This window comes from Chitinophaga pollutisoli (assembly GCF_038396755.1).
GTDB classification, from domain to species: domain Bacteria; phylum Bacteroidota; class Bacteroidia; order Chitinophagales; family Chitinophagaceae; genus Chitinophaga; species Chitinophaga pollutisoli.
Map to the genome: position 1 here is coordinate 3,544,403 of NZ_CP149822.1, position 17,126 is coordinate 3,561,528.

Below are 17,126 nucleotides of genomic sequence, written 5' to 3' on the forward strand. Positions count from 1 at the left end.
GAAAAAGTTTCGTTGATGAATTGTTTTAATTGAATTGTTCACTTAAAACACATTATTATGGTAGCGTAAAGACGTTCACCACGAAGAATGGAGAAACGATCGAAATTGATTTCAGGAAGAAGTAGGATCGCAAAACATTGGAAGAATTTCGCGATATACTTGAAGGCCGCAAGTAAAAAAGTTGTATGGATAAGAAAGTACGGATACCATCCGGTACCATAATTTCCATTGAACTGGGAAGTTTGGTGGGAGCGGGAAGCGGGATGGTATTAGTTAGTCTATGCCAGAACATTGCAGATGGAAACACTTTTAAAACCGGGTTGGTTTTGTTGGCACCTCCGATTACTATCGGTCTGAAATTCGTTTTTGGCATGTGCTCGCCGGTAGCCCTAAATTATATCCGGCACTTTCGCGTAAATAGACCAAAAGTGAACCTTGTGGCCCGGATAAACAAAAAGTTAGAAGAACCTGGCTCCGCAGAGGTAATGACCTTTCTGGAGGAAATGCGAACGTCCATCCAGTTGTCGATTATTGATGACAAACTGGCCCAGATAGAAGCAATAAAGAATGCGGAAGACAATGTACGCTAACACTCGTACACAATTAAAACGGCCCGGGATGAACCCGGGCCGCTTCTCTTTGCTTTACACTTAAACTATATCTGCCTTACTGTTTACAAATTTTCGGAGCGCAGTTTGCGCGGTACTTTTACCGTCAGCGTTTCGGTTTTGCCGTTGCGGCGGATGCCGAAAGTGAGGGTGGTTTTATCTTTCGCTTCGCGGTAACCTGTGGAAACTTCGCGGGCGTTTTTCAGCGGTTTTCCATCTAATGAAAGAATGATGTCACCATTTTTGAAGCCGGCTTTTTCGGCTGTTGATCCTGCTTCTACAGATTGCACGGTAGCGCCGTCGTTTTCTTCACGGTCCTGCACCTGGAGGCCCAGTTTGGGTTGGGCATTCGGGTTGAAGAGCTCATCGAAGCCGCGGGGCATGGTGAATGTCCGGGGTTCGTCTGGCATACGGGGTGTGCGGAAGCGGCGGCCCCTCATTTCGTCTTCGGCCGTGTTGCGCGGTTGGAGGGTGGCTTTGGCTTTCTGTTCCTTTTTATCGCGTAAATAGGTGACGGTCACTTCGTTGCCGGGTTGGAGTTTACCGATGGTTTCGAAAAGCTCCTGCGGCTCGGTGATATTCGTATCGTTGATTTTCGTGATCACGTCGCCGGTTTTGAGGCCCGCTTTGGCCGCCGGACTGCCTTCCGCCACTTCCGTAATGGTAGCGCCTTCTGCGGAAGATTTCTCCGTGATGACACCTAGCACCGCCGGACCAGGCCTAATATCGTTTTCAAAAGAAAATGCGGGGGCTTCGTCCGTGAAATTGCCGTTGCGGGGTGTAATGATGCGGCGTTTTACCGAGATGTTTTCTCCCTGGTAGTCGCGGATGGGCTTGCCGTCTACGAAAACGTCGCCGTCTTTGATCTCCACCGTTACTTTCGCGTCTTTTGCTTCGCCTTTACGCTTGATGATGATTTCATCATATTCTCCCAGCTTCTGGCTACGGGCGTCCTGGGCGGATACCGCTGTCGAAGCCAGGGTAAAGGCGAGGAGAAGCGAGCTGCCGGAAAAAAGAAGTTTGCGCATAGATCGTCTATATTTTTTGTGACACGGCAAATGTAAGCGTGGGAGCGGGTAAAAAAATGTTAAAAAAGGGTAGCAGTAGATAAGGGAATGTTAAAAAAAGGCTCCCGGAGGAGCCTTTTTATCTAGAGGATGTTTTTCACTTTTTCGATCACCGTCGCGAACTGGCTGGCGTCTTGCCCGCCGGCCGTTGCCAGCGTAGGCTGACCGCCCCCGCCGCCTTTGATGAGGCCGGCTACTTGTTCTTTAATGATCTTCTGCGCGTTGAGGCCCTTGTCTTTCGCAAGATCGTCGGAGAGGAGCACTACCACCTGCGCTTTACCGCCGGCATTGGCGCAAAGCACGGCCGCGAAGGGCGCGGTGAGGAGGTCTTTCAGCGCGAGGGCGTATTGCCGCAGCATGTCGCCGCTGGAAACCTCCAGCTCGGTGCCAAGGAATTGTACGCCATTGATGGAAACCGCCTGCTGCGGGAGCGCTGCCGCGCCCTGCTGCACTTGCTTCAGCTCGATGGCCGCGAGCTGCTTTTCGAGGGCGGCTTTTTCGGCTACGAGCGTTTCCACAGCTTTGGCGGGCTCTTTCGGGTTCTTGATGGCGGCTTTCACTTCTTTCAGCTGCGCGATCTGTTCGTTGATATATGCTTCCGCTTTCGCGCCGGTGACGGCTTCCACCCTTCTCACGCCGGCCGCTACCGCGCCTTCGGAGAGGAATTTGAAGAGGCCGAGCTCGCCGGTGTGTCCCACGTGCGTGCCGCCGCAAAGCTCCAGGGAATAAGACGGATCGATGGTCACCACGCGAACGGTTTCGCCATACTTCTCGCCGAAAAGCGCCATTGCGCCGAGTTCCATCGCGGCGTCGCGGGGCATTTCGCGGATGATGACGGGGATGTTCTCGCGGATCTTTTGGTTTACGATCATTTCGATCGCGGCTAGTTCCTCGTCGGTTACTTTCGAGAAGTGGGAGAAGTCGAAGCGGAGGTAATCCGCATTTACCAGCGAGCCCTTCTGCGCTACGTGCGTCCCGAGGATCTGACGAAGCGCCGCATGCAGGAGGTGCGTGGCGGAATGGTGGCGGGCAATATCCCTGCGTTTATCAGCATCCACTTCGGCTTTCACGGCTGCCTCCGGGTTCGCCGGCAGCACGTCGGTGAAATGCACGATGAGGTCGTTCTCTTTTTTGGTATCGGTAACGGCAATGGCTTCCGCGCCGAAGTACAGGATGCCGGTGTCGCCCACCTGCCCGCCGGATTCGGCGTAGAAGGGGGTTTTGTCCAGCACGATCTGGTATTGGTCTTTGCCTTTTGCCGTGATCTTGCGGTATTTCAGCACTTTGGCATCAGCCGCCAGCTCAGTGTAGCCGATAAAAATGCCGGAAGGCTGCTCGTCGAGGATGGTCCAGTCGCCCATGTCGAGCTTGGTGGCGGCGCGGGAGCGGTCTTTTTGTTTTTGCAGTTCTGCGGTAAAGCCGGCCTCGTCCACTTTGAATCCTTTTTCGGAAGCGATAAGCATGGTGAGGTCGATCGGGAAGCCGTAAGTATCGTACAATTCGAAAGCGACGGCGCCTTCGATGGTTTTATCCGCGCTGGCGGTAATGGTTTCGAGACGGCCCAGCCCGCTTTCCAGCGTGCGGAGGAATCCGTTTTCTTCTTCAAACACCACTTTCTTCACGAAATCCAGCTGGTTGGCCAGTTCGGGGAAAACGGTCCTGAATTCTTCCGCGAGGGCGGGCACCAGCTCATGGAGCAGCGGTTTCTTCACGTCGAGGAAAGAGAAATAATAACGCACGGCCCTGCGTAGGATGCGGCGGATCACATAGCCTGCGCCATTGTTGGCAGGCAGCTGGCCGTCTGCAATGGTGAAGCAGATGGCGCGGATGTGGTCGGCGATCACGCGGAAGGCGATGTCGGTTTTTTCGGTTTCACCGTATTTCTTGCCGCAGAGTTTCACCGTGGCATGAATAAGGGGCATGAACACGTCGGTGTCGTAGTTGGATTGCTTGTTCTGGAGCACCCTTACCAGGCGCTCGAAGCCCATACCGGTGTCGACATGTTTGGCGGGCAGGGGAACGAGGGAGCGGTCTTTCATGCGGTTGAACTGCATGAATACGTTGTTCCAGATCTCGATCACCTGCGGATGGTCGTTGTTCACGAGGTCTTTTCCGGGAACGGCGGCCTTTTCAGCGTCCGTCCGGCAGTCGACGTGGATTTCGGTGCAGGGGCCGCAGGGACCGGTGTCGCCCATCTCCCAGAAGTTATCTTTCTTATTGCCCATGAGGATGCGGTCCTCCGGGATATGGCGCTTCCAGAATTCCAGGGCTTCCGAATCAGGCGGCAGGTTTTCGGAGGCGTCGCCCTCGAAAACGGTCACGTACAGGCGGTCTTTCGGAAGTTTGTACACTTCCGTCAGCAGCTCCCAGCTCCAGGCGATGGCTTCTTCCTTGAAATAATCCCCAAAGCTCCAGTTCCCCAGCATCTCGAACATGGTGTGGTGGTAGGTGTCGATCCCTACCTCTTCCAGGTCGTTATGCTTCCCGCTCACGCGGAGGCACTTCTGGGTGTCCGCCACACGGGGCCATTGCGCCGGCTTGTTGCCGAGGAAAATGTCTTTGAACTGGTTCATCCCCGCGTTGGTGAACAGCAGGGTGGGGTCGTTTTTCACTACGATGGGCGCCGAAGGGACGATGTGGTGCCCCTTGGAGGCGAAAAAATCCAGGAACTGTTGCCTGATCTGGGCTGCGGTCATAAAATATTAGTCGGTATTAATATCTGATTTTATAGTTATAATTGCATCCGTCCTGAAATTGGTGTTAATTTGTTCAAAAGGTTGACGTTTTAGCCTATTTCGCTTAGGTTTGCGGACCCACGGCAAAAACCCTTTCAATTTTTAACGCAAAGTGGAATGCGGTGCAAAAATATCGAAATAATCATAACTAGCTAATCGCCATTTTCCGGGGAAAAACCGGGCCTGGTCAGGCTCATAATAAATTTTAACGGGGGGCGTTCTATGGTTCGCTGCTATCAACCCTTACTGGTGCATGAAGAAAGTCAAATATTTTTATAATACTCAAACGCTGAAATACGAAAAGCTCGTAGTGTCCGTCAAGGTAAAAATCCTGCGGATCCTCGGCTTTCTGTCGGCCGCCATCGTGACCGGCATTCTGTTCCTCACCGTTTCCTACCGCTTCCTGGATTCCCCCAAAGAAACCATGCTCCGCCGCGATCTCGACAATATGCAGGAAGAATACGGCAACCTGCAAGAACAGGTGAAGGAACTCAAATCCCAGCTGGGCGAACTCCAGCACCGCGACAACGAAATATACCGCGTCATCTTCGAAGCCGCCCCCATCCCTGATAGCGTGAGGGCCGGGCAAGACGAGAAAACGAAGGAAAACCTGGCGCTCGCCGCCAAACCCGAAAGCGAGATCATCGCCGCTACGCGCAAAATGCTGGGCGAAATCGCCTCCCGCGTGGCCCTCCAGGAAAAATCATACCTCCAGATCGAAGATCTTATCAAGAACAAACAAAAAATGCTCGCGTCTATCCCGGCCATACAGCCGGTGGCGAACAAAGACCTGGACCGGATCGCTTCCGGATTCGGTTACCGCATCGACCCTATCTATAAAACCGTAAAATTCCACTCCGGCCTCGACTTCACCGCACCTTCCGGCACGCCTATCTACGCCACGGGTGACGGTGTCATCGAAGACGCCAGTCTCAGCGACGTAGGCTACGGCAACCATGTGGTCGTGAACCACGGATATGGTTACAAATCACTTTACGGCCACATGGTGCGCATCAAAGCCAAACGCGGCCAGTCCGTCAAACGCGGCGATGTGCTCGGATGGGTGGGCAGCACCGGTAAATCTACCGGTCCGCACTGCCATTACGAAGTGATGAAAAACGGTGTGAAAGTGGATCCTGTCTACTTCTTTTATAATGATCTTACGCCCGAGGAGTTCGACCGTATGTTGAAGATCGCCCGCTCCGGCAACCAGTCTTTCGATTAATGGAATGATTATTGAAGGAAATGGCGGTTCAGTTCATGGGATGGATTCCGTAATATTGTATCCGTAATCTTTTTCATTATCAATTAGTTTCGGTTATGATGCAGCAATCTGGACTTATTCGGCCTCCCGCCGCAGCCCCAGACCGTAAAACAGCCAGCGCCCGGCGAGCCCGGGTTGGAAAACGGCGCCCCTCCGGCGCCGGGAGCACCGCTTCCCGCAGGCGAAACTCCGGTTAAAGGCAAAAAACGGGGGCGTAAAAGTCTCAAAGAGCTGTCCGGCGATCCGCATGTCATCCAGGAACTGGAAAAACTGACCCTCGACAAACAGTACTATTCCATCAGCGAAGTAGCGGGCATGTTCCGCGTCAATACCTCGCTCATCCGCTACTGGGAAAATGAGTTCGATATCCTCCAGCCGAAAAAAACCGGAAAGGAGACCGCCTCTTCAGACAAGAAGATATCCAGCACCTCAAACTCATCTACCACCTCCTGCGCGAAAGGAAGTACACCATCGAAGGCGCCAAACAAAAGCTCCGGGAAGATAAACGCATCGCTTCCCGCAACTTCGAAATGGTGAAATCCCTCGAAAAAGTGAGGTCGTTCTTAACGGAGTTAAAAGATCAATTATAAAATATAGGACATTATGCGTTTACAAACAGTTTTACTGGGATGCGGATTGTTGCTGTCAACCGTGACCATGGCCCAGAGTCAGCCGCTCAAAGGCAAGTTCGATATGAAGCAGCTCGTCAACGATTCTTCCTACGCCTGGTTCCATACCGGTATCAACCGCTACAACGCCAACGCCACCATGGTGAATTATATCAAGTCCAATAAGGACAAAATCCAGCTGGTGGCCCTGGTAAACCCTTCCGAAGAAGCCAGCCGCACGCTGCTTTCCGAATTCTATAAAGTGATGATCCTGGCCAGCGTTCCCGAAGAAAGCATCCACATGTACGCGGTAGACGGTTCCGGCGCCACCGGCGATGCCAAAGCCGATGGTTACAAAGTGAAGAAATTCCCCGCCATCATCGTGGTGCGCGACGGGAAAGAGGCCGGACGTATCTCCGGCGCAGCGCAGAACAAGGTGGAAGACGACCTGGCGCAGATTCTGATGAAGATGAACGCGAAATAAGTATTTTCATATAACGAAAATCCCCCCATGGCCTGACCATGGGGGGATTTTTTATTTGCAGCCCGACGTATCAGGCGGCGCCGGCTTCTTTGGTGGCCAGGCGGACGTTATGTTTTTCCAGGATGGCGAGCATCTCCAGGTTCACACGCTCGCGCAGTTCCAGGTACGGACTGCCTTCGAGGATGTTGGTCATGTAGATGATCTGCAGCATGAGGGAATCTTTTCCAAAATCGTGCAGGTTCACGTTGAAGCCCGCTTCCACTTCGCGTTGCTTGCCGAGGTAAGCCTGAATGTCTTTCACTACGGCGAGTACGGAGCCAGGGGGCGTATCGCCCGACAGCTCCAGCTTCTGTGCCACGCGCTGCTGCGTGCGGAGCGAAAGGTTATCCAGCACGCTGTCTACCATCTTTTTATTCGGCACGGTCACGAATGTTTTCTCCAGCGTACGGATGCGCGTGCTGCGCAGCCCGATCTTTTCCACCGTTCCCGTAAAATTGTCAACTTTAACGCTGTCGCCTACACGGAAAGGTTTGTCGGAGAAGATGATGAACGACCCGATGAGGTTCTCAATGCTTTCCTTTGCGGCGAGTGCGAGGGCGGCCGCACCGATGCCAAGGCCCGCCACCAGCTTATTGACCAGCTCTTTTCCGAAAAGGATGTTAATGAGGATCATGGCCCCGATGATGTACACGATGGCTTTGAAGAAATCGCGGAAGAAGATGACGAACTGGTCGTCGGTTTTATCACTGGTGAGGCCGGCTTTTTGTTCGAGGATGAGCGCGAAGAAATCGATCAGGCGCAGCAGGATCATGATGAAAGTCATGCTCAGCACGATCTTCAGCACAAATGCCAGGAGCATTTTCATCGTAAAAGGCTCCACCGCGCGATTGAATATCACGATGTTCAACGCTTCGGGGAACACGAGGTGGTTGCTGGCCATGATTACGGCCGTCATCAGCAGGAAATATTCGATCGGTTTCAGCAGCAGCGCTACAAAAGCCTGTTGCTGGATGCCGGGCGACCAGTGGCGGATGAGTTTGTAAAAGCCTGCGGCCAGGCTTTTGGAAAGGTACCGCCGGATGAGGAAAATGAAAAAGATGATGCCCGCCACGATGAGGTAGTTGCGGACGGAATTTTCGAGGAAATGTTGGTTCAGGAATTCGTTCATAACGGTGCAAATCTACACAATAAGCGATTGCATGTTGAGTAACCTGGCTTCGTTATTTACGATCTGTACAATGCCGGGGGATTTTCCTTTTTCGAAGCTGCCCAAGCGGTCTGCTATCCCGAGTGCTTCGGCGCCGTTGATGGTAGCCCATTGCAACAGGGTTTCCAGCGGGATGGCAGGGAACTTGTCGCGGAGGGTGGCGATTTCGCTCCAGATGCAAAGCTGGTGGTTGGATGCGAGGCTGTCTGTCCCCAGTGTAATGTTAACGCCGGGCGTGTCCATGAGCATGGGCACATCGGGCAACATGCCTTCGATGTAGAGGTTCGCGTTGGGGCAGAGGCACCAGTAAGTATCGCCGGTGCGGGAAAGCGCGGCTTCCACGTCGGTCCGGATGGTGAAAGTATTATGGACGAGTAGTACGGTTTGCGCTTTGTCGAAATACCCGATGTAAGCGGGCAGGCTGTTGGCGCCGGCGCCCCCGATGCTGGAAGCGTCCATGTTGAAATGGCGGTAAAAATCCAGGAACGGACCGGTTTTGTGCCGGAACAGTTCGTTTTCTGCCTGGGATTCCTGGTTGTGGATGGAAATGAAATCGTTATGCTGGAGGCCGTTGATGAGGCGGAACAGGGTCGGAGAAACGGAATAGGGGGCGTGGGGGACGAGGTTGGCGGGGAGGCGGTGCTGGCGGAATTGGGCCAGTACAGACAGGGAGTGTTCCAGGCGCTGGGGGGCGAACTGGTCGGATACGCCCATGCATTCCACGAAAGTCCGCCATTCGAGGTGTGGGGCCGTCCGGATTTTGACGGCTGCGGTGGCGGCGGTGTTGGCGATATCGCCGACAGCTACGATGCCGCGTATGCGCATGTCTTCAGCGGCGGAGTCGATCGCTGAAGCGAGGACTTCCGCGGCGGGGGGCTGCCTGTTTTCCATGACGGCCGTCAGGAAAGCGGGGAGGCCGGTGCCGGGGGGGATCACGCCTTTCATGTGCGACAGTTCAAGATGACAATGCGTATTGATGAAACCGGGGCTGAGGATACCCTCCACCGTGATAAAATCCTCCCCGACCCAGGAGAGCGGAACGAGCGCCGAAACCGTGGCGTTATCGTCCAGCACCAACGCCCGGTCGGGGCCGTGAAACTTTCTTCCGTCAAATATATCGTCTGCTGTAATCTTGATCATAAGGGTGAATTTAGGGAATGTTCGCCGGAAGCGCTCCCTTCCCGCGTTTAAAATAACCGGCAAAAACGTAATTTTGCAACCCGAACCGGCAAGGCAGGCAGGGATAATAATGGCGTATTAACGCCAAACCCGCGCCGAAATTGCTGATAATTAATCCGGATAACCGAATATGATAGATAAACTCGACGCCATTAAAGGCCGGTACGAACAAGTTTCCCTGGCGCTGACCAACCCCGAAGTGGTAAGCGATAACAAACAATTCAGCAAGCTGAGTAAAGAATACCGCCAGCTCGAAAAGATCGTAAAGGCCTACGACGCTTACCGCAAACTGCTGGAAGCCATCGCATTCAACCGCGAAGTACTCGACAGCGGCGACGAGGAAATGCGCGAACTGGCCAAGGAAGAAACCGAAGGCCTGGCGGAACAAAAGGAGCAGATGGAGGCCGATATCCGGAACCTCCTGATTCCGAAAGACCCGCAGGACGAGAAGAACGCCATCCTCGAGATCCGTGGCGGTACCGGGGGCGACGAAGCTGCCCTTTTCGCCGGCGATCTCCTCCGCATGTACCTCCGGTATTGCGAGGTAAAAGGCTGGAAAACGTCTATCATGAACGAAAACGCCGGTGGCGCGGGCGGCTACAAGGAAGTAGTCGTGGAAGTTTCCGGCGATGATGTTTACGGTACCCTCAAATTCGAATCCGGCGTTCACCGCGTACAACGTGTGCCCGCCACTGAGGCCTCCGGCCGTGTACACACCTCCGCCGCCACCGTGGCCGTATTGCCCGAAGCGGAAGAAGTGGACGTGGAAATCCGGGATGCCGATATTAAAATGGACACCTTCCGCTCTTCCGGCGCGGGTGGCCAGCACGTAAATAAAACGGAATCCGCCGTGCGCCTCACCCACGTTCCCACCGGCGTGGTGGTGGAATGCCAGGAAGGCCGCAGCCAGCACTCTAACCGCGATATCGCCATGCGCATGCTCCGGACCCGCATTTACGAAGCGGCCGTGCGCAAGCATGAAGATGCCATCGCCTCCCAACGGAAATCCCTGGTTTCAACGGGTGACCGTTCCGCGAAAATCCGCACGTACAATTTCCCGCAGGGCCGCGTGACCGATCACCGCATCGGCATGACCGTCTATAACCTCGACGCGTTCATGAACGGCGACATCGATGAAATGGTACAGGCTCTGCAGTTCGCGGAAAACGCAGAAAAAATGAAGACCGGCGACCAGTTGGGCATGTAATCACCCGGCTGCCTTCCCCCGGCAAAGGCATTTTCCTTTCGCAACAATTTGCGGAAGGGAAATGTTATTAATCCTGCACACTTCCTGAATCTATCGGGTTACAATATTTATCCACCCTAAACTTCACAAAATGTTAGATCAATTAGTCCAACTGGTCCGCGAAAATGCGCAGGAAACAGTGGTTGCCAACCCTGCCGTCCCCAACGAACAAAACGATGCCGTGATCGGCGAAGCCACTCCATCGCAGACGGCCTGCAATCCGCCCTGGCAAGCGGCAACGTGAAGGAAGTAATGAGCCTTTTCAATGGCAGCAGTGCTCCGGATGGCGCCAATCCGTTGGTGAACGGCATCCAGGGTAACTTCATCAAAAACCTGATGGACAAATTCAACCTCAACAGTGGCGCGGCAGCTTCGCTCGCAGGATCGCTCATCCCTTCCGTGCTGGGCTCCCTCGTGAAGAAAACCAACGACCCCGGCGACAGCTCTTTTTCCCTCGACAGCATCATCGGTTCCCTCACCGGCGGTTCCTCCAGCGGATTCAACCTCGGCGGCCTGCTGGGCAAATTCGGACTGGATAAAGACGGCGATGGCGATGTAGACATGCAGGATCTCTCCGCCATGATCTCCAACGGCGCCAAACAACAACAAAACAGCGGCGGCCTGGGTGGTTTGCTGGGCGGTTTGTTCGGAAAGTAACGAATCGGGAATTACGCTATATCTATATAACTGTTATCCCTTATGCATTGATACACAAAAATTTACCAGCAGTAAAAAATTGTTGGCAAAGATTTTGATTTAGCTAGAACACTCAAACCAATAAAACTTATTAAGATGAAAAGAATGAATGCATTTGTGGCGATAGCGATGGCAGGTATTCTTGTTTTTAGCTCCTGCAGCACGTGGCAGAGCATGGACAACACTAAAAAAGGAGCCGTGATCGGTACCGGTGGCGGCGCCGCTGCCGGCGCGGTGATCGGTAAAGCTGCCGGTAACACTGCCCTGGGTGCCATTATTGGCGCAGCCGTAGGCGGTACTGCAGGTGTACTGATCGGTAAGAAAATGGACAAGCAGGCAGAAGAAATCAAGAACGAAGTGCCCAACGCCACCGTAGAACGCGTAGGCGAAGGCATCAACGTTACCTTCGATTCAGGCGTGCTTTTCGGATTCGATAAATCCGACCTCACTTCCACCGCGCAAAGCAACATCCAGGAACTCGCGCAAGTGCTCAACAAATACCCGGACACCCACGTTCGTGTGGAAGGCCATACCGACGACACCGGTTCCGATTCGTATAACTACGGCCTGTCCGAACGCCGGGCAAAATCCGTAGCCAACTACCTCGTTGGCCGTGGGGTTTCCGCTAACCGCCTGCAAACCTTCTGGTATGGTGAAACCCAGCCTAAATTCCCCAACGACAGCGAAGCCAATCGCGCTAAAAACCGTCGTGTGGAATTCTCCATCTTCGCTAATGATAAAATGAAATCCGAAGCGAAGAACGAAGCTGGTCAGAAATAAGCTTTTTAGTTGAATTTTCTCATAAGCAGTTTGAAACGGTCCTCCCGGCTTTCCGGGAGGATTTTTTTTGCCAAGCCGTTATGTCAAAAACCGCCATAGACATTGTCCGTGGCGGCTTTCCGTTGTTCATAAATAATACTTTACAACGTATCCAGCCCTGCCAGGAGGATGGCGCAGGCTTTGCGGATTTCTTCTTCTGAAATGATCAGCGGCGGGACCAGCCGGATGGCGTTGGAGGCGAAAAGGAACCAGTCGGTGATCAGCCCGTTGGCGATGCAGTAATCGATCACTTTTTTGCAGGCGGGGAAATCTTCCACTTCCACGGCCAGCATCAGCCCCCGCGACCGTACGGCCTTAATCCTGGGGTGTTGCAACAGGCTGCGGAAAAGCTGCTCTTTTTCGGAAATCCCGTCCATCATTTTTTCGGACAGCAGGGCCTTCATGCCTGCGAGCCCCGCGGCGCAGGCCACGGGATGGCCGCCGAACGTGGTGATATGGCCGAGGACGGGTTGGTTGGTGAGGCTCCACATGATATCGCGGTTGGCGATGAACGCCCCCAGGGGCATGCCGCCGCCGAGGGCTTTACCCGCCAGGAGAATGTCGGGGACCACGCCGTATTGTTCGAAGGCCCAGAGCGTTCCATTGCGCCCCAGCCCGCACTGGATCTCATCGAGCACGAGCAGCGTGCCCGTTTCGGTGCACCTTGCGCGAAGGGTCTGCATCCATTCCACGGACGGCGCCAGCACGCCGGCTTCTGCCTGCACCGTTTCCGCGATTACGCAGGCGGTGCGCTCCGTGATCTGTTCCAGCATGCCCATATCGTTGTGCTGCAGGTGCAACACGTCGGGGAGGAGCGGGCGGTAGGCGTTGCGCCAGTATTCATCCCCGATGATGCTCAGCGAGCCCTGTGTGGAGCCGTGGTAGCTGTTTTTAAACGCGATAATGCCGGTGCGCCCGGTATGGCGTTTGGCCAGTTTCATGGCGCCTTCTGTGGCTTCGCTGCCGGAATTCGTGAAATATACGGAGTTGAGGGATGCGGGAAGATGTTGGGTGAGAAAAGTGGCATACTGCACCTGGGGCGACTGCACGAATTCGCCGTACACGATGAGGTGCATGTACGTTTCAGCCTGCTCGCGGATGGCCTGCACCACCGCCGGGTGGCAATGCCCTATATTGCAGACGCTGATGCCCGCGATCATATCGATGTATTGCTTGCCGGAGGCGTCCCACATATACATTCCCTGCGCTTTTACCATCTCCAGCGCCAGGGGGGCGTCTGAGGTTTGCGCCACGTGCTGTAAAAAAAGCTGCCTGTTATTCATTGGGGCGAAGTTAGTGAAGTTCTATATTTGTATCATGCCAGTAATATTACCAGTAAAGGGTGTACACCCGCAAATGGGCGACAATTGTTTCATTGCGCCAAATGCCACCATCGTGGGCGATGTGGTGATGGGAAAAGATTGCAGCGTATGGTTCAATGCCGTGGTGCGGGGAGATGTGAACAGCATCCGGATGGGCGATAAAGTCAATATCCAGGACGGCGCCGTGATCCATGCCACCTACCAGAAAACGAAAACCAACATCGGCAACAATGTTTCCATCGGCCATAACGCTATTGTGCACGGCTGTACGGTGGAAGATAACGTGCTTATCGGGATGGGCGCCATCGTGATGGATAATTGCCACATCGGCTCCAATACGATCATTGCCGCCGGCGCCGTGGTGTTGGAAAATACGCTGGTGGAAGCCGGGTGCATCTATGCAGGGGTGCCCGCCAAAAAAGTCAAAACCATCTCCCAGGAGCTGATCTCCAGCGAAATCGACCGCATCGCCAATAATTACATCATGTACGCGGATTGGTTCCGCGACCAGGTATAGACATCTTATAAAAAATCATTATATTGCGGTCTAATCCCGGACCTATGAAATCAAAATGGATGATTGGATTGTGGGCGTCGTTCCTGCTGATTGGATGCGCCTCCCAAAAACAAGGCTGCCCCGGCAGTACATTCTACAATTCCGGTAATATGAAGCAAAACAGCAAAGCCGGCAAGCAAATGAAACTCTTCTAAAATCCCCTGTTTATGCGGAATATATTCGTTTGCCTGTCTGTTTTGTCGGTAATGTTCATGGCCTGCAGGTCCCAGAAAACGGGATGCCCTACGCCCGCGCGCAACCTGGGGGCGGAAAAAGTGATGGATGAGATGAATGCGCCCAGGAAGAAGGGCGTCTTCGGTTTCCTGAGAAGGAATTAATCGTAATCGTTTTCGTTGATGGTGGCCAGGATCGTGGCGTAGCTGACGTAACGGTCCAGGTCGATGTCGCCCGCTTCCACGGCGGCTTTCACCGCGCAGCCGGGCTCGTCGAGGTGCTGGCAGTTATTGAACTGGCACTGCTGGATGTAAGGTTGCATTTCCAGGAAGTAATGCGATAATTCCGTTTTCGGAATATCCACGATGCCGAATTCCCGAACGCCTGGCGTATCGATGAGTCGGCCGCCGAAAGGCAGGTCGAACATCTCCGCGAAAGTAGTAGTGTGTAAACCTTTCCCGCTCCATCCGCTCACCTGTTTCGTTTTCAACTGCAATCCCGGTATAAGTCCATTGATAATGGTGCTCTTGCCTACGCCGGAATGCCCGGAAATGAGTGTGGTCTTATCTTTCAACAATTCTTCCAGTTCCCCGATCCCTTTCCCTTCCGCCGCCGCTGTCAGCAACACGGTGTAGCCCATATCTTCATACACGGCTTGCCAATGCTCGAACTGCTCCATTTCTTTGGGGCGGTACACGTCCATTTTATTGAAAACGAGGATTACCGGAATGTGGTATGCTGCCGCCGTCACCAAGAACCGGTCGATAAAGCCCTGCGAGGTGCGCGGCTCCCTGACGGTGGCAACGAGCACCGCCTGGTCGAGATTAGCGGCTACGATATGCTTTTTGTGCTTGCCCTGGGGCGAGCTGCGGACGATGTAATTCTTCCGGTCGCTGATGCCGGTGATCACGGCAGTGCCCTCCTCCCCGCTTTCCAGCTGGATTTCGACATGGTCGCCCACGGCGATGGGATTGGTGGATGTGATGCGCTCATCTATCTTGAATACGCCTTTGATCCGCGCCTGGTAAAGGTCGCCGTCATCCGTTTTCACGGTGTACCAACTGCCGGTGGATTTGTAAATCGTTGCTTGCACGGTGTAAAGATAAAGCAAATCGGGCTAGGGCAACCGCTTGAAAAGCGTGTACCGCAGCACCACCTCCAGCAACAGCGCCGCCAGGGCGATCATAGCGAAAGGGAAGAAATGCTCCTTGAAGCGTTTGTAGGAAGTGATTTCTACTTTGGTGCGCTCCAGCTTATCGATTTCGTGGTAGATGTCTTGCAGGGAAGTATTGTTGGTAGCCCGGAAATAACGCCCGCCGGTTTCGCTGGCGATCTTTTTCATGAGGGGCTCGTCAATTTGCACGTCCACCATCTGCATTTGCACGCTGCCGTCGGGCATGGTGGCGGGAGAGGGCGCCTTGCCCTGGGTGCCGACACCGATCGTGTAGACTTTCACTTTATACGCTTTGGCGATTTCCAGTGCGGTGAGCGGATCTACCAGGCCGGTGTTGTTCACACCGTCGGTCAGCAGGATTACGACTTTACTTTTGGCTTTGCTTTCGCGGAGGCGGTCCACTGAAGTGGCGAGCCCCATGCCGATGGCCGTCCCGTCCTGCAGCATGCCGCTGCGGATGGCCATGAGCTGTTGCTTAAGCACGGCGTGGTCGGTGGTGATGGGGCATTGCGTGAAGCTTTCGCCGGAGAAAATCACCAGGCCGATGCGGTCGCTGATGCGGCTGTCTACGAAGTCCATGGCCGTTTTCTTGGCGGCTTCCATGCGGTTGGGCTTGAGGTCTTCCGCGAGCATGGACCCCGAGATGTCGATCCCCAGCACGATGTCAATGCCTTCGCTGTCGATATTTTCGGAGGTGTTGGAAGTTTGCGGCCGGGCCATCGCCACTACCAGCGCCGCGAATGCGATGATGCGCAGGGCGGGGAGGAGGGGCCGGAAACGGATTTTCCAGGATACGGGGATGCTTTTGAGGCCTTGCAGCGAGGAGACTTTCACCGATCCCTGGAACTTGCGGCCGGCGCTCACGCTCCACCAGATTAAGACGGGGATGAGCAGCAGCAGCCAGAAGAAGGCCGGATGTGCGAATTCAATATTTTTCCAGAGTTCCGCGTTCATGTGTCGTTTTACGAATTTGTGCCGGTAGCCGGCTGTTCGGTTTTAGGCATGGCGGCGGCGCGCGTCCATTCCACTACTGCCCTGGCCTTGCGCAGCGAGTCCTCATGCTCCTGCGGCGTGGGCTGGAGCTTGGCGAACTTGGCGAGGTCGGCCAGGCTGAGGATGCTGTAAATTTCGTTCCGTTGCTGGTTCAGGATGGTCACCGGCTTGATGTCGTTCATCAGCTCGGCTGTCGTCTGTTCCATGGCGGGAATATTGAACTGCTGCTCGAAATACAAGCGCAGCACGTCCGTGAGTTGTGTGTAATATCCTTTTACGTCGGTATGCCAGGGTTGTTCTTTCTCCAGCTTGTCCAGCGCTTCGAGCGCGCGTTCGAAGGGCGGTTTGGAAGGTACCGCCGGCACGGGTTTCGGCGCTTTCTTCTTATTGCGCATGGTCAGGAACAACACGATCGCCGTGATCAGCAAAAAGCTCCCCAGGATCCAGAACCAGTAATCCAGCCAGTTGATGTTCACTGCCCGCAAAGGCTTGATGGGCTTGAAAGCTTTGGTGGTATCCACGGCCACGGAATTTACGTCGATGAAGATTGATTCGGTGAACACGGAATCGTAAGACCCGTCGGTCATCGAATACACTTCAAACTTCATGGGCGGCAGTTCCCAGCGGCCGGAATCGAAGCTGGTAAAGGTAACGGTCTGTTTCCAAAGCTTTTGGTTTTCGTCGGTCCCGGTAGTATCCAGCGGACTGCGGTTCACCAGCTCAATGTGATTGGCGGAGTCGGGGATGTTGGGGAAGATGACTTTGATCTGTGCGCCTTTCAGTGCATAGAGCATCACTTTCACGTCGAGGGTCACTTTCACGGGTTCCCCGATGCGGATGCTCGTTGTATCCGCTTTCGCCGTTGCCTTGAAGTAATCCTGGTATTCCACCTTTTCCTCCTGCTCCTGCGCAAAGGCGCCGGCCATGAGGCAGCAAAGCAGGGCGGTGGTGAATATGTGCTTGATGAATTTCATCCGGTCTTGATCGTGCTTCT

General features: G+C 54.2%; 18 protein-coding genes and 1 pseudogene. 11 read left to right on the forward strand and 8 right to left on the reverse strand.

What is annotated here, in order from left to right; all coding sequences use genetic code 11:
* The first annotated feature begins 185 nt into the window (after positions 1-185).
* The gene (locus tag WJU16_RS14780) at positions 186-590 is read left to right on the forward strand and encodes a hypothetical protein (RefSeq protein ID WP_341834260.1); all 405 of its coding nucleotides are present in this window, start codon (positions 186-188) and stop codon (positions 588-590) included.
* 83 nt (positions 591-673) lie between these two features.
* Here WJU16_RS14780 and WJU16_RS14785 read toward each other — a convergent pair whose 3' ends face one another.
* Entirely contained in the window at positions 674-1,636 is a 963-nt protein-coding gene (locus WJU16_RS14785) for a PDZ domain-containing protein (RefSeq protein ID WP_341834261.1), read from the reverse strand.
* Positions 1,637-1,758: 122 nt separating this feature from the next.
* Positions 1,759-4,371 (reverse strand): alanine--tRNA ligase, encoded by a 2,613-nt coding sequence (gene alaS, locus WJU16_RS14790; RefSeq protein WP_341834262.1) that lies wholly within the window; start codon positions 4,369-4,371, stop codon positions 1,759-1,761.
* A gap of 292 nt (positions 4,372-4,663) precedes the next feature.
* Between alaS and WJU16_RS14795 the strand changes: the two genes are divergently transcribed.
* From WJU16_RS14795 to WJU16_RS14805, 3 genes and pseudogenes are all read left to right on the forward strand, one after another.
* Positions 4,664-5,635 (forward strand): M23 family metallopeptidase, encoded by a 972-nt coding sequence (locus WJU16_RS14795; protein WP_341834263.1) that lies wholly within the window; start codon positions 4,664-4,666, stop codon positions 5,633-5,635.
* 354 nt (positions 5,636-5,989) lie between these two features.
* Positions 5,990-6,264: pseudogene (locus WJU16_RS14800) on the forward strand (MerR family transcriptional regulator).
* A gap of 13 nt (positions 6,265-6,277) precedes the next feature.
* Positions 6,278-6,766, forward strand: coding sequence for a hypothetical protein (locus tag WJU16_RS14805; protein ID WP_341834264.1), 489 nt, complete (start codon positions 6,278-6,280; stop codon positions 6,764-6,766).
* Between the two features lie 70 nt (positions 6,767-6,836).
* Here WJU16_RS14805 and WJU16_RS14810 read toward each other — a convergent pair whose 3' ends face one another.
* Positions 6,837-7,934 carry a mechanosensitive ion channel domain-containing protein gene (locus WJU16_RS14810; RefSeq protein WP_341834265.1) on the reverse strand — a complete coding sequence of 366 codons (1,098 nt, stop codon included), beginning with the start codon at positions 7,932-7,934 and terminating at the stop codon, positions 6,837-6,839.
* A gap of 12 nt (positions 7,935-7,946) precedes the next feature.
* Positions 7,947-9,113 (reverse strand): amidohydrolase family protein, encoded by a 1,167-nt coding sequence (locus WJU16_RS14815; protein WP_341834266.1) that lies wholly within the window; start codon positions 9,111-9,113, stop codon positions 7,947-7,949.
* 169 nt (positions 9,114-9,282) lie between these two features.
* On the opposite strand from WJU16_RS14815, the gene prfA reads away from it, so the two are divergent.
* From prfA to WJU16_RS14835, 4 genes are all read left to right on the forward strand, one after another.
* Positions 9,283-10,359, forward strand: a complete 1,077-nt coding sequence (gene prfA, locus WJU16_RS14820; protein ID WP_341834267.1) for a peptide chain release factor 1 — start codon at positions 9,283-9,285, stop codon at positions 10,357-10,359.
* A 130-nt stretch (positions 10,360-10,489) separates the two neighbouring features.
* Positions 10,490-10,642: a hypothetical protein gene (locus WJU16_RS14825; RefSeq protein ID WP_341834268.1), complete on the forward strand. Its 153-nt coding sequence runs from the start codon at positions 10,490-10,492 to the stop codon at positions 10,640-10,642.
* Positions 10,639-11,055: a hypothetical protein gene (locus WJU16_RS14830; RefSeq protein WP_341834269.1), complete on the forward strand. Its 417-nt coding sequence runs from the start codon at positions 10,639-10,641 to the stop codon at positions 11,053-11,055. Before WJU16_RS14825 ends, WJU16_RS14830 begins: the two co-directional genes overlap by 4 nt.
* A 135-nt stretch (positions 11,056-11,190) precedes the next feature.
* Positions 11,191-11,874 carry an OmpA family protein gene (locus WJU16_RS14835; protein WP_341834270.1) on the forward strand — a complete coding sequence of 228 codons (684 nt, stop codon included), beginning with the start codon at positions 11,191-11,193 and terminating at the stop codon, positions 11,872-11,874.
* Between the two features lie 140 nt (positions 11,875-12,014).
* On the opposite strand, the gene WJU16_RS14840 is transcribed toward WJU16_RS14835, so the two are convergent.
* Positions 12,015-13,196 carry an aspartate aminotransferase family protein gene (locus WJU16_RS14840; protein WP_341834271.1) on the reverse strand — a complete coding sequence of 394 codons (1,182 nt, stop codon included), beginning with the start codon at positions 13,194-13,196 and terminating at the stop codon, positions 12,015-12,017.
* 34 nt (positions 13,197-13,230) lie between these two features.
* Here WJU16_RS14840 and WJU16_RS14845 point away from each other — a divergent pair, with 34 nt between their 5' ends.
* The 3 genes from WJU16_RS14845 to WJU16_RS14855 are packed head-to-tail and all read left to right on the forward strand — an operon-like array spanning position 13,231 to position 14,129.
* Positions 13,231-13,752: a gamma carbonic anhydrase family protein gene (locus tag WJU16_RS14845; RefSeq protein ID WP_341834272.1), complete on the forward strand. Its 522-nt coding sequence runs from the start codon at positions 13,231-13,233 to the stop codon at positions 13,750-13,752.
* 44 nt (positions 13,753-13,796) lie between these two features.
* Positions 13,797-13,946 carry a hypothetical protein gene (locus WJU16_RS14850; RefSeq protein WP_341834273.1) on the forward strand — a complete coding sequence of 50 codons (150 nt, stop codon included), beginning with the start codon at positions 13,797-13,799 and terminating at the stop codon, positions 13,944-13,946.
* Between the two features lie 12 nt (positions 13,947-13,958).
* On the forward strand, positions 13,959-14,129 hold the full coding sequence (locus tag WJU16_RS14855; RefSeq protein ID WP_341834274.1) for a hypothetical protein: 171 nt from the start codon (positions 13,959-13,961) through the stop codon (positions 14,127-14,129).
* On the opposite strand, the gene rsgA is transcribed toward WJU16_RS14855, so the two are convergent.
* The 3 genes from rsgA to WJU16_RS14870 are packed head-to-tail and all read right to left on the reverse strand — an operon-like array spanning position 14,126 to position 17,106.
* Positions 14,126-15,058 (reverse strand): ribosome small subunit-dependent GTPase A, encoded by a 933-nt coding sequence (gene rsgA / locus WJU16_RS14860; protein ID WP_341834275.1) that lies wholly within the window; start codon positions 15,056-15,058, stop codon positions 14,126-14,128. The two genes, WJU16_RS14855 and rsgA, sit on opposite strands and share 4 nt — an antisense overlap.
* Positions 15,059-15,082: 24 nt before the next feature.
* Positions 15,083-16,093: a VWA domain-containing protein gene (locus tag WJU16_RS14865; RefSeq protein ID WP_341834276.1), complete on the reverse strand. Its 1,011-nt coding sequence runs from the start codon at positions 16,091-16,093 to the stop codon at positions 15,083-15,085.
* A gap of 8 nt (positions 16,094-16,101) precedes the next feature.
* A complete protein-coding gene (locus tag WJU16_RS14870) occupies positions 16,102-17,106 on the reverse strand; it encodes a hypothetical protein (protein WP_341834277.1) in 1,005 nt (334 codons plus the stop codon).
* Positions 17,107-17,126 lie beyond the last annotated feature (20 nt).

Excerpts from the sequence above, each read along its gene's own strand:
- prfA (WP_341834267.1), top strand. The coding sequence starts at position 9,283 with ATGATAGATAAACTCGACGCCATTAAAGGCCGGTACGAACAAGTTTCC.
- WJU16_RS14845 (WP_341834272.1), top strand. The coding sequence starts at position 13,231 with ATGCCAGTAATATTACCAGTAAAGGGTGTACACCCGCAAATGGGCGAC.
- WJU16_RS14805 (WP_341834264.1), top strand. The coding sequence starts at position 6,278 with ATGCGTTTACAAACAGTTTTACTGGGATGCGGATTGTTGCTGTCAACC.
- WJU16_RS14780 (WP_341834260.1), top strand. The coding sequence starts at position 186 with ATGGATAAGAAAGTACGGATACCATCCGGTACCATAATTTCCATTGAA.
- WJU16_RS14840 (WP_341834271.1), bottom strand. The coding sequence starts at position 13,196 with ATGAATAACAGGCAGCTTTTTTTACAGCACGTGGCGCAAACCTCAGAC.
- alaS (WP_341834262.1), bottom strand. The coding sequence starts at position 4,371 with ATGACCGCAGCCCAGATCAGGCAACAGTTCCTGGATTTTTTCGCCTCC.
- WJU16_RS14855 (WP_341834274.1), top strand. The coding sequence starts at position 13,959 with ATGCGGAATATATTCGTTTGCCTGTCTGTTTTGTCGGTAATGTTCATG.
- WJU16_RS14850 (WP_341834273.1), top strand. The coding sequence starts at position 13,797 with ATGAAATCAAAATGGATGATTGGATTGTGGGCGTCGTTCCTGCTGATT.
- WJU16_RS14815 (WP_341834266.1), bottom strand. The coding sequence starts at position 9,113 with ATGATCAAGATTACAGCAGACGATATATTTGACGGAAGAAAGTTTCAC.
- WJU16_RS14785 (WP_341834261.1), bottom strand. The coding sequence starts at position 1,636 with ATGCGCAAACTTCTTTTTTCCGGCAGCTCGCTTCTCCTCGCCTTTACC.
- WJU16_RS14865 (WP_341834276.1), bottom strand. The coding sequence starts at position 16,093 with ATGAACGCGGAACTCTGGAAAAATATTGAATTCGCACATCCGGCCTTC.
- WJU16_RS14795 (WP_341834263.1), top strand. The coding sequence starts at position 4,664 with ATGAAGAAAGTCAAATATTTTTATAATACTCAAACGCTGAAATACGAA.
- WJU16_RS14870 (WP_341834277.1), bottom strand. The coding sequence starts at position 17,106 with ATGAAATTCATCAAGCACATATTCACCACCGCCCTGCTTTGCTGCCTC.
- WJU16_RS14825 (WP_341834268.1), top strand. The coding sequence starts at position 10,490 with ATGTTAGATCAATTAGTCCAACTGGTCCGCGAAAATGCGCAGGAAACA.
- WJU16_RS14835 (WP_341834270.1), top strand. The coding sequence starts at position 11,191 with ATGAAAAGAATGAATGCATTTGTGGCGATAGCGATGGCAGGTATTCTT.
- WJU16_RS14810 (WP_341834265.1), bottom strand. The coding sequence starts at position 7,934 with ATGAACGAATTCCTGAACCAACATTTCCTCGAAAATTCCGTCCGCAAC.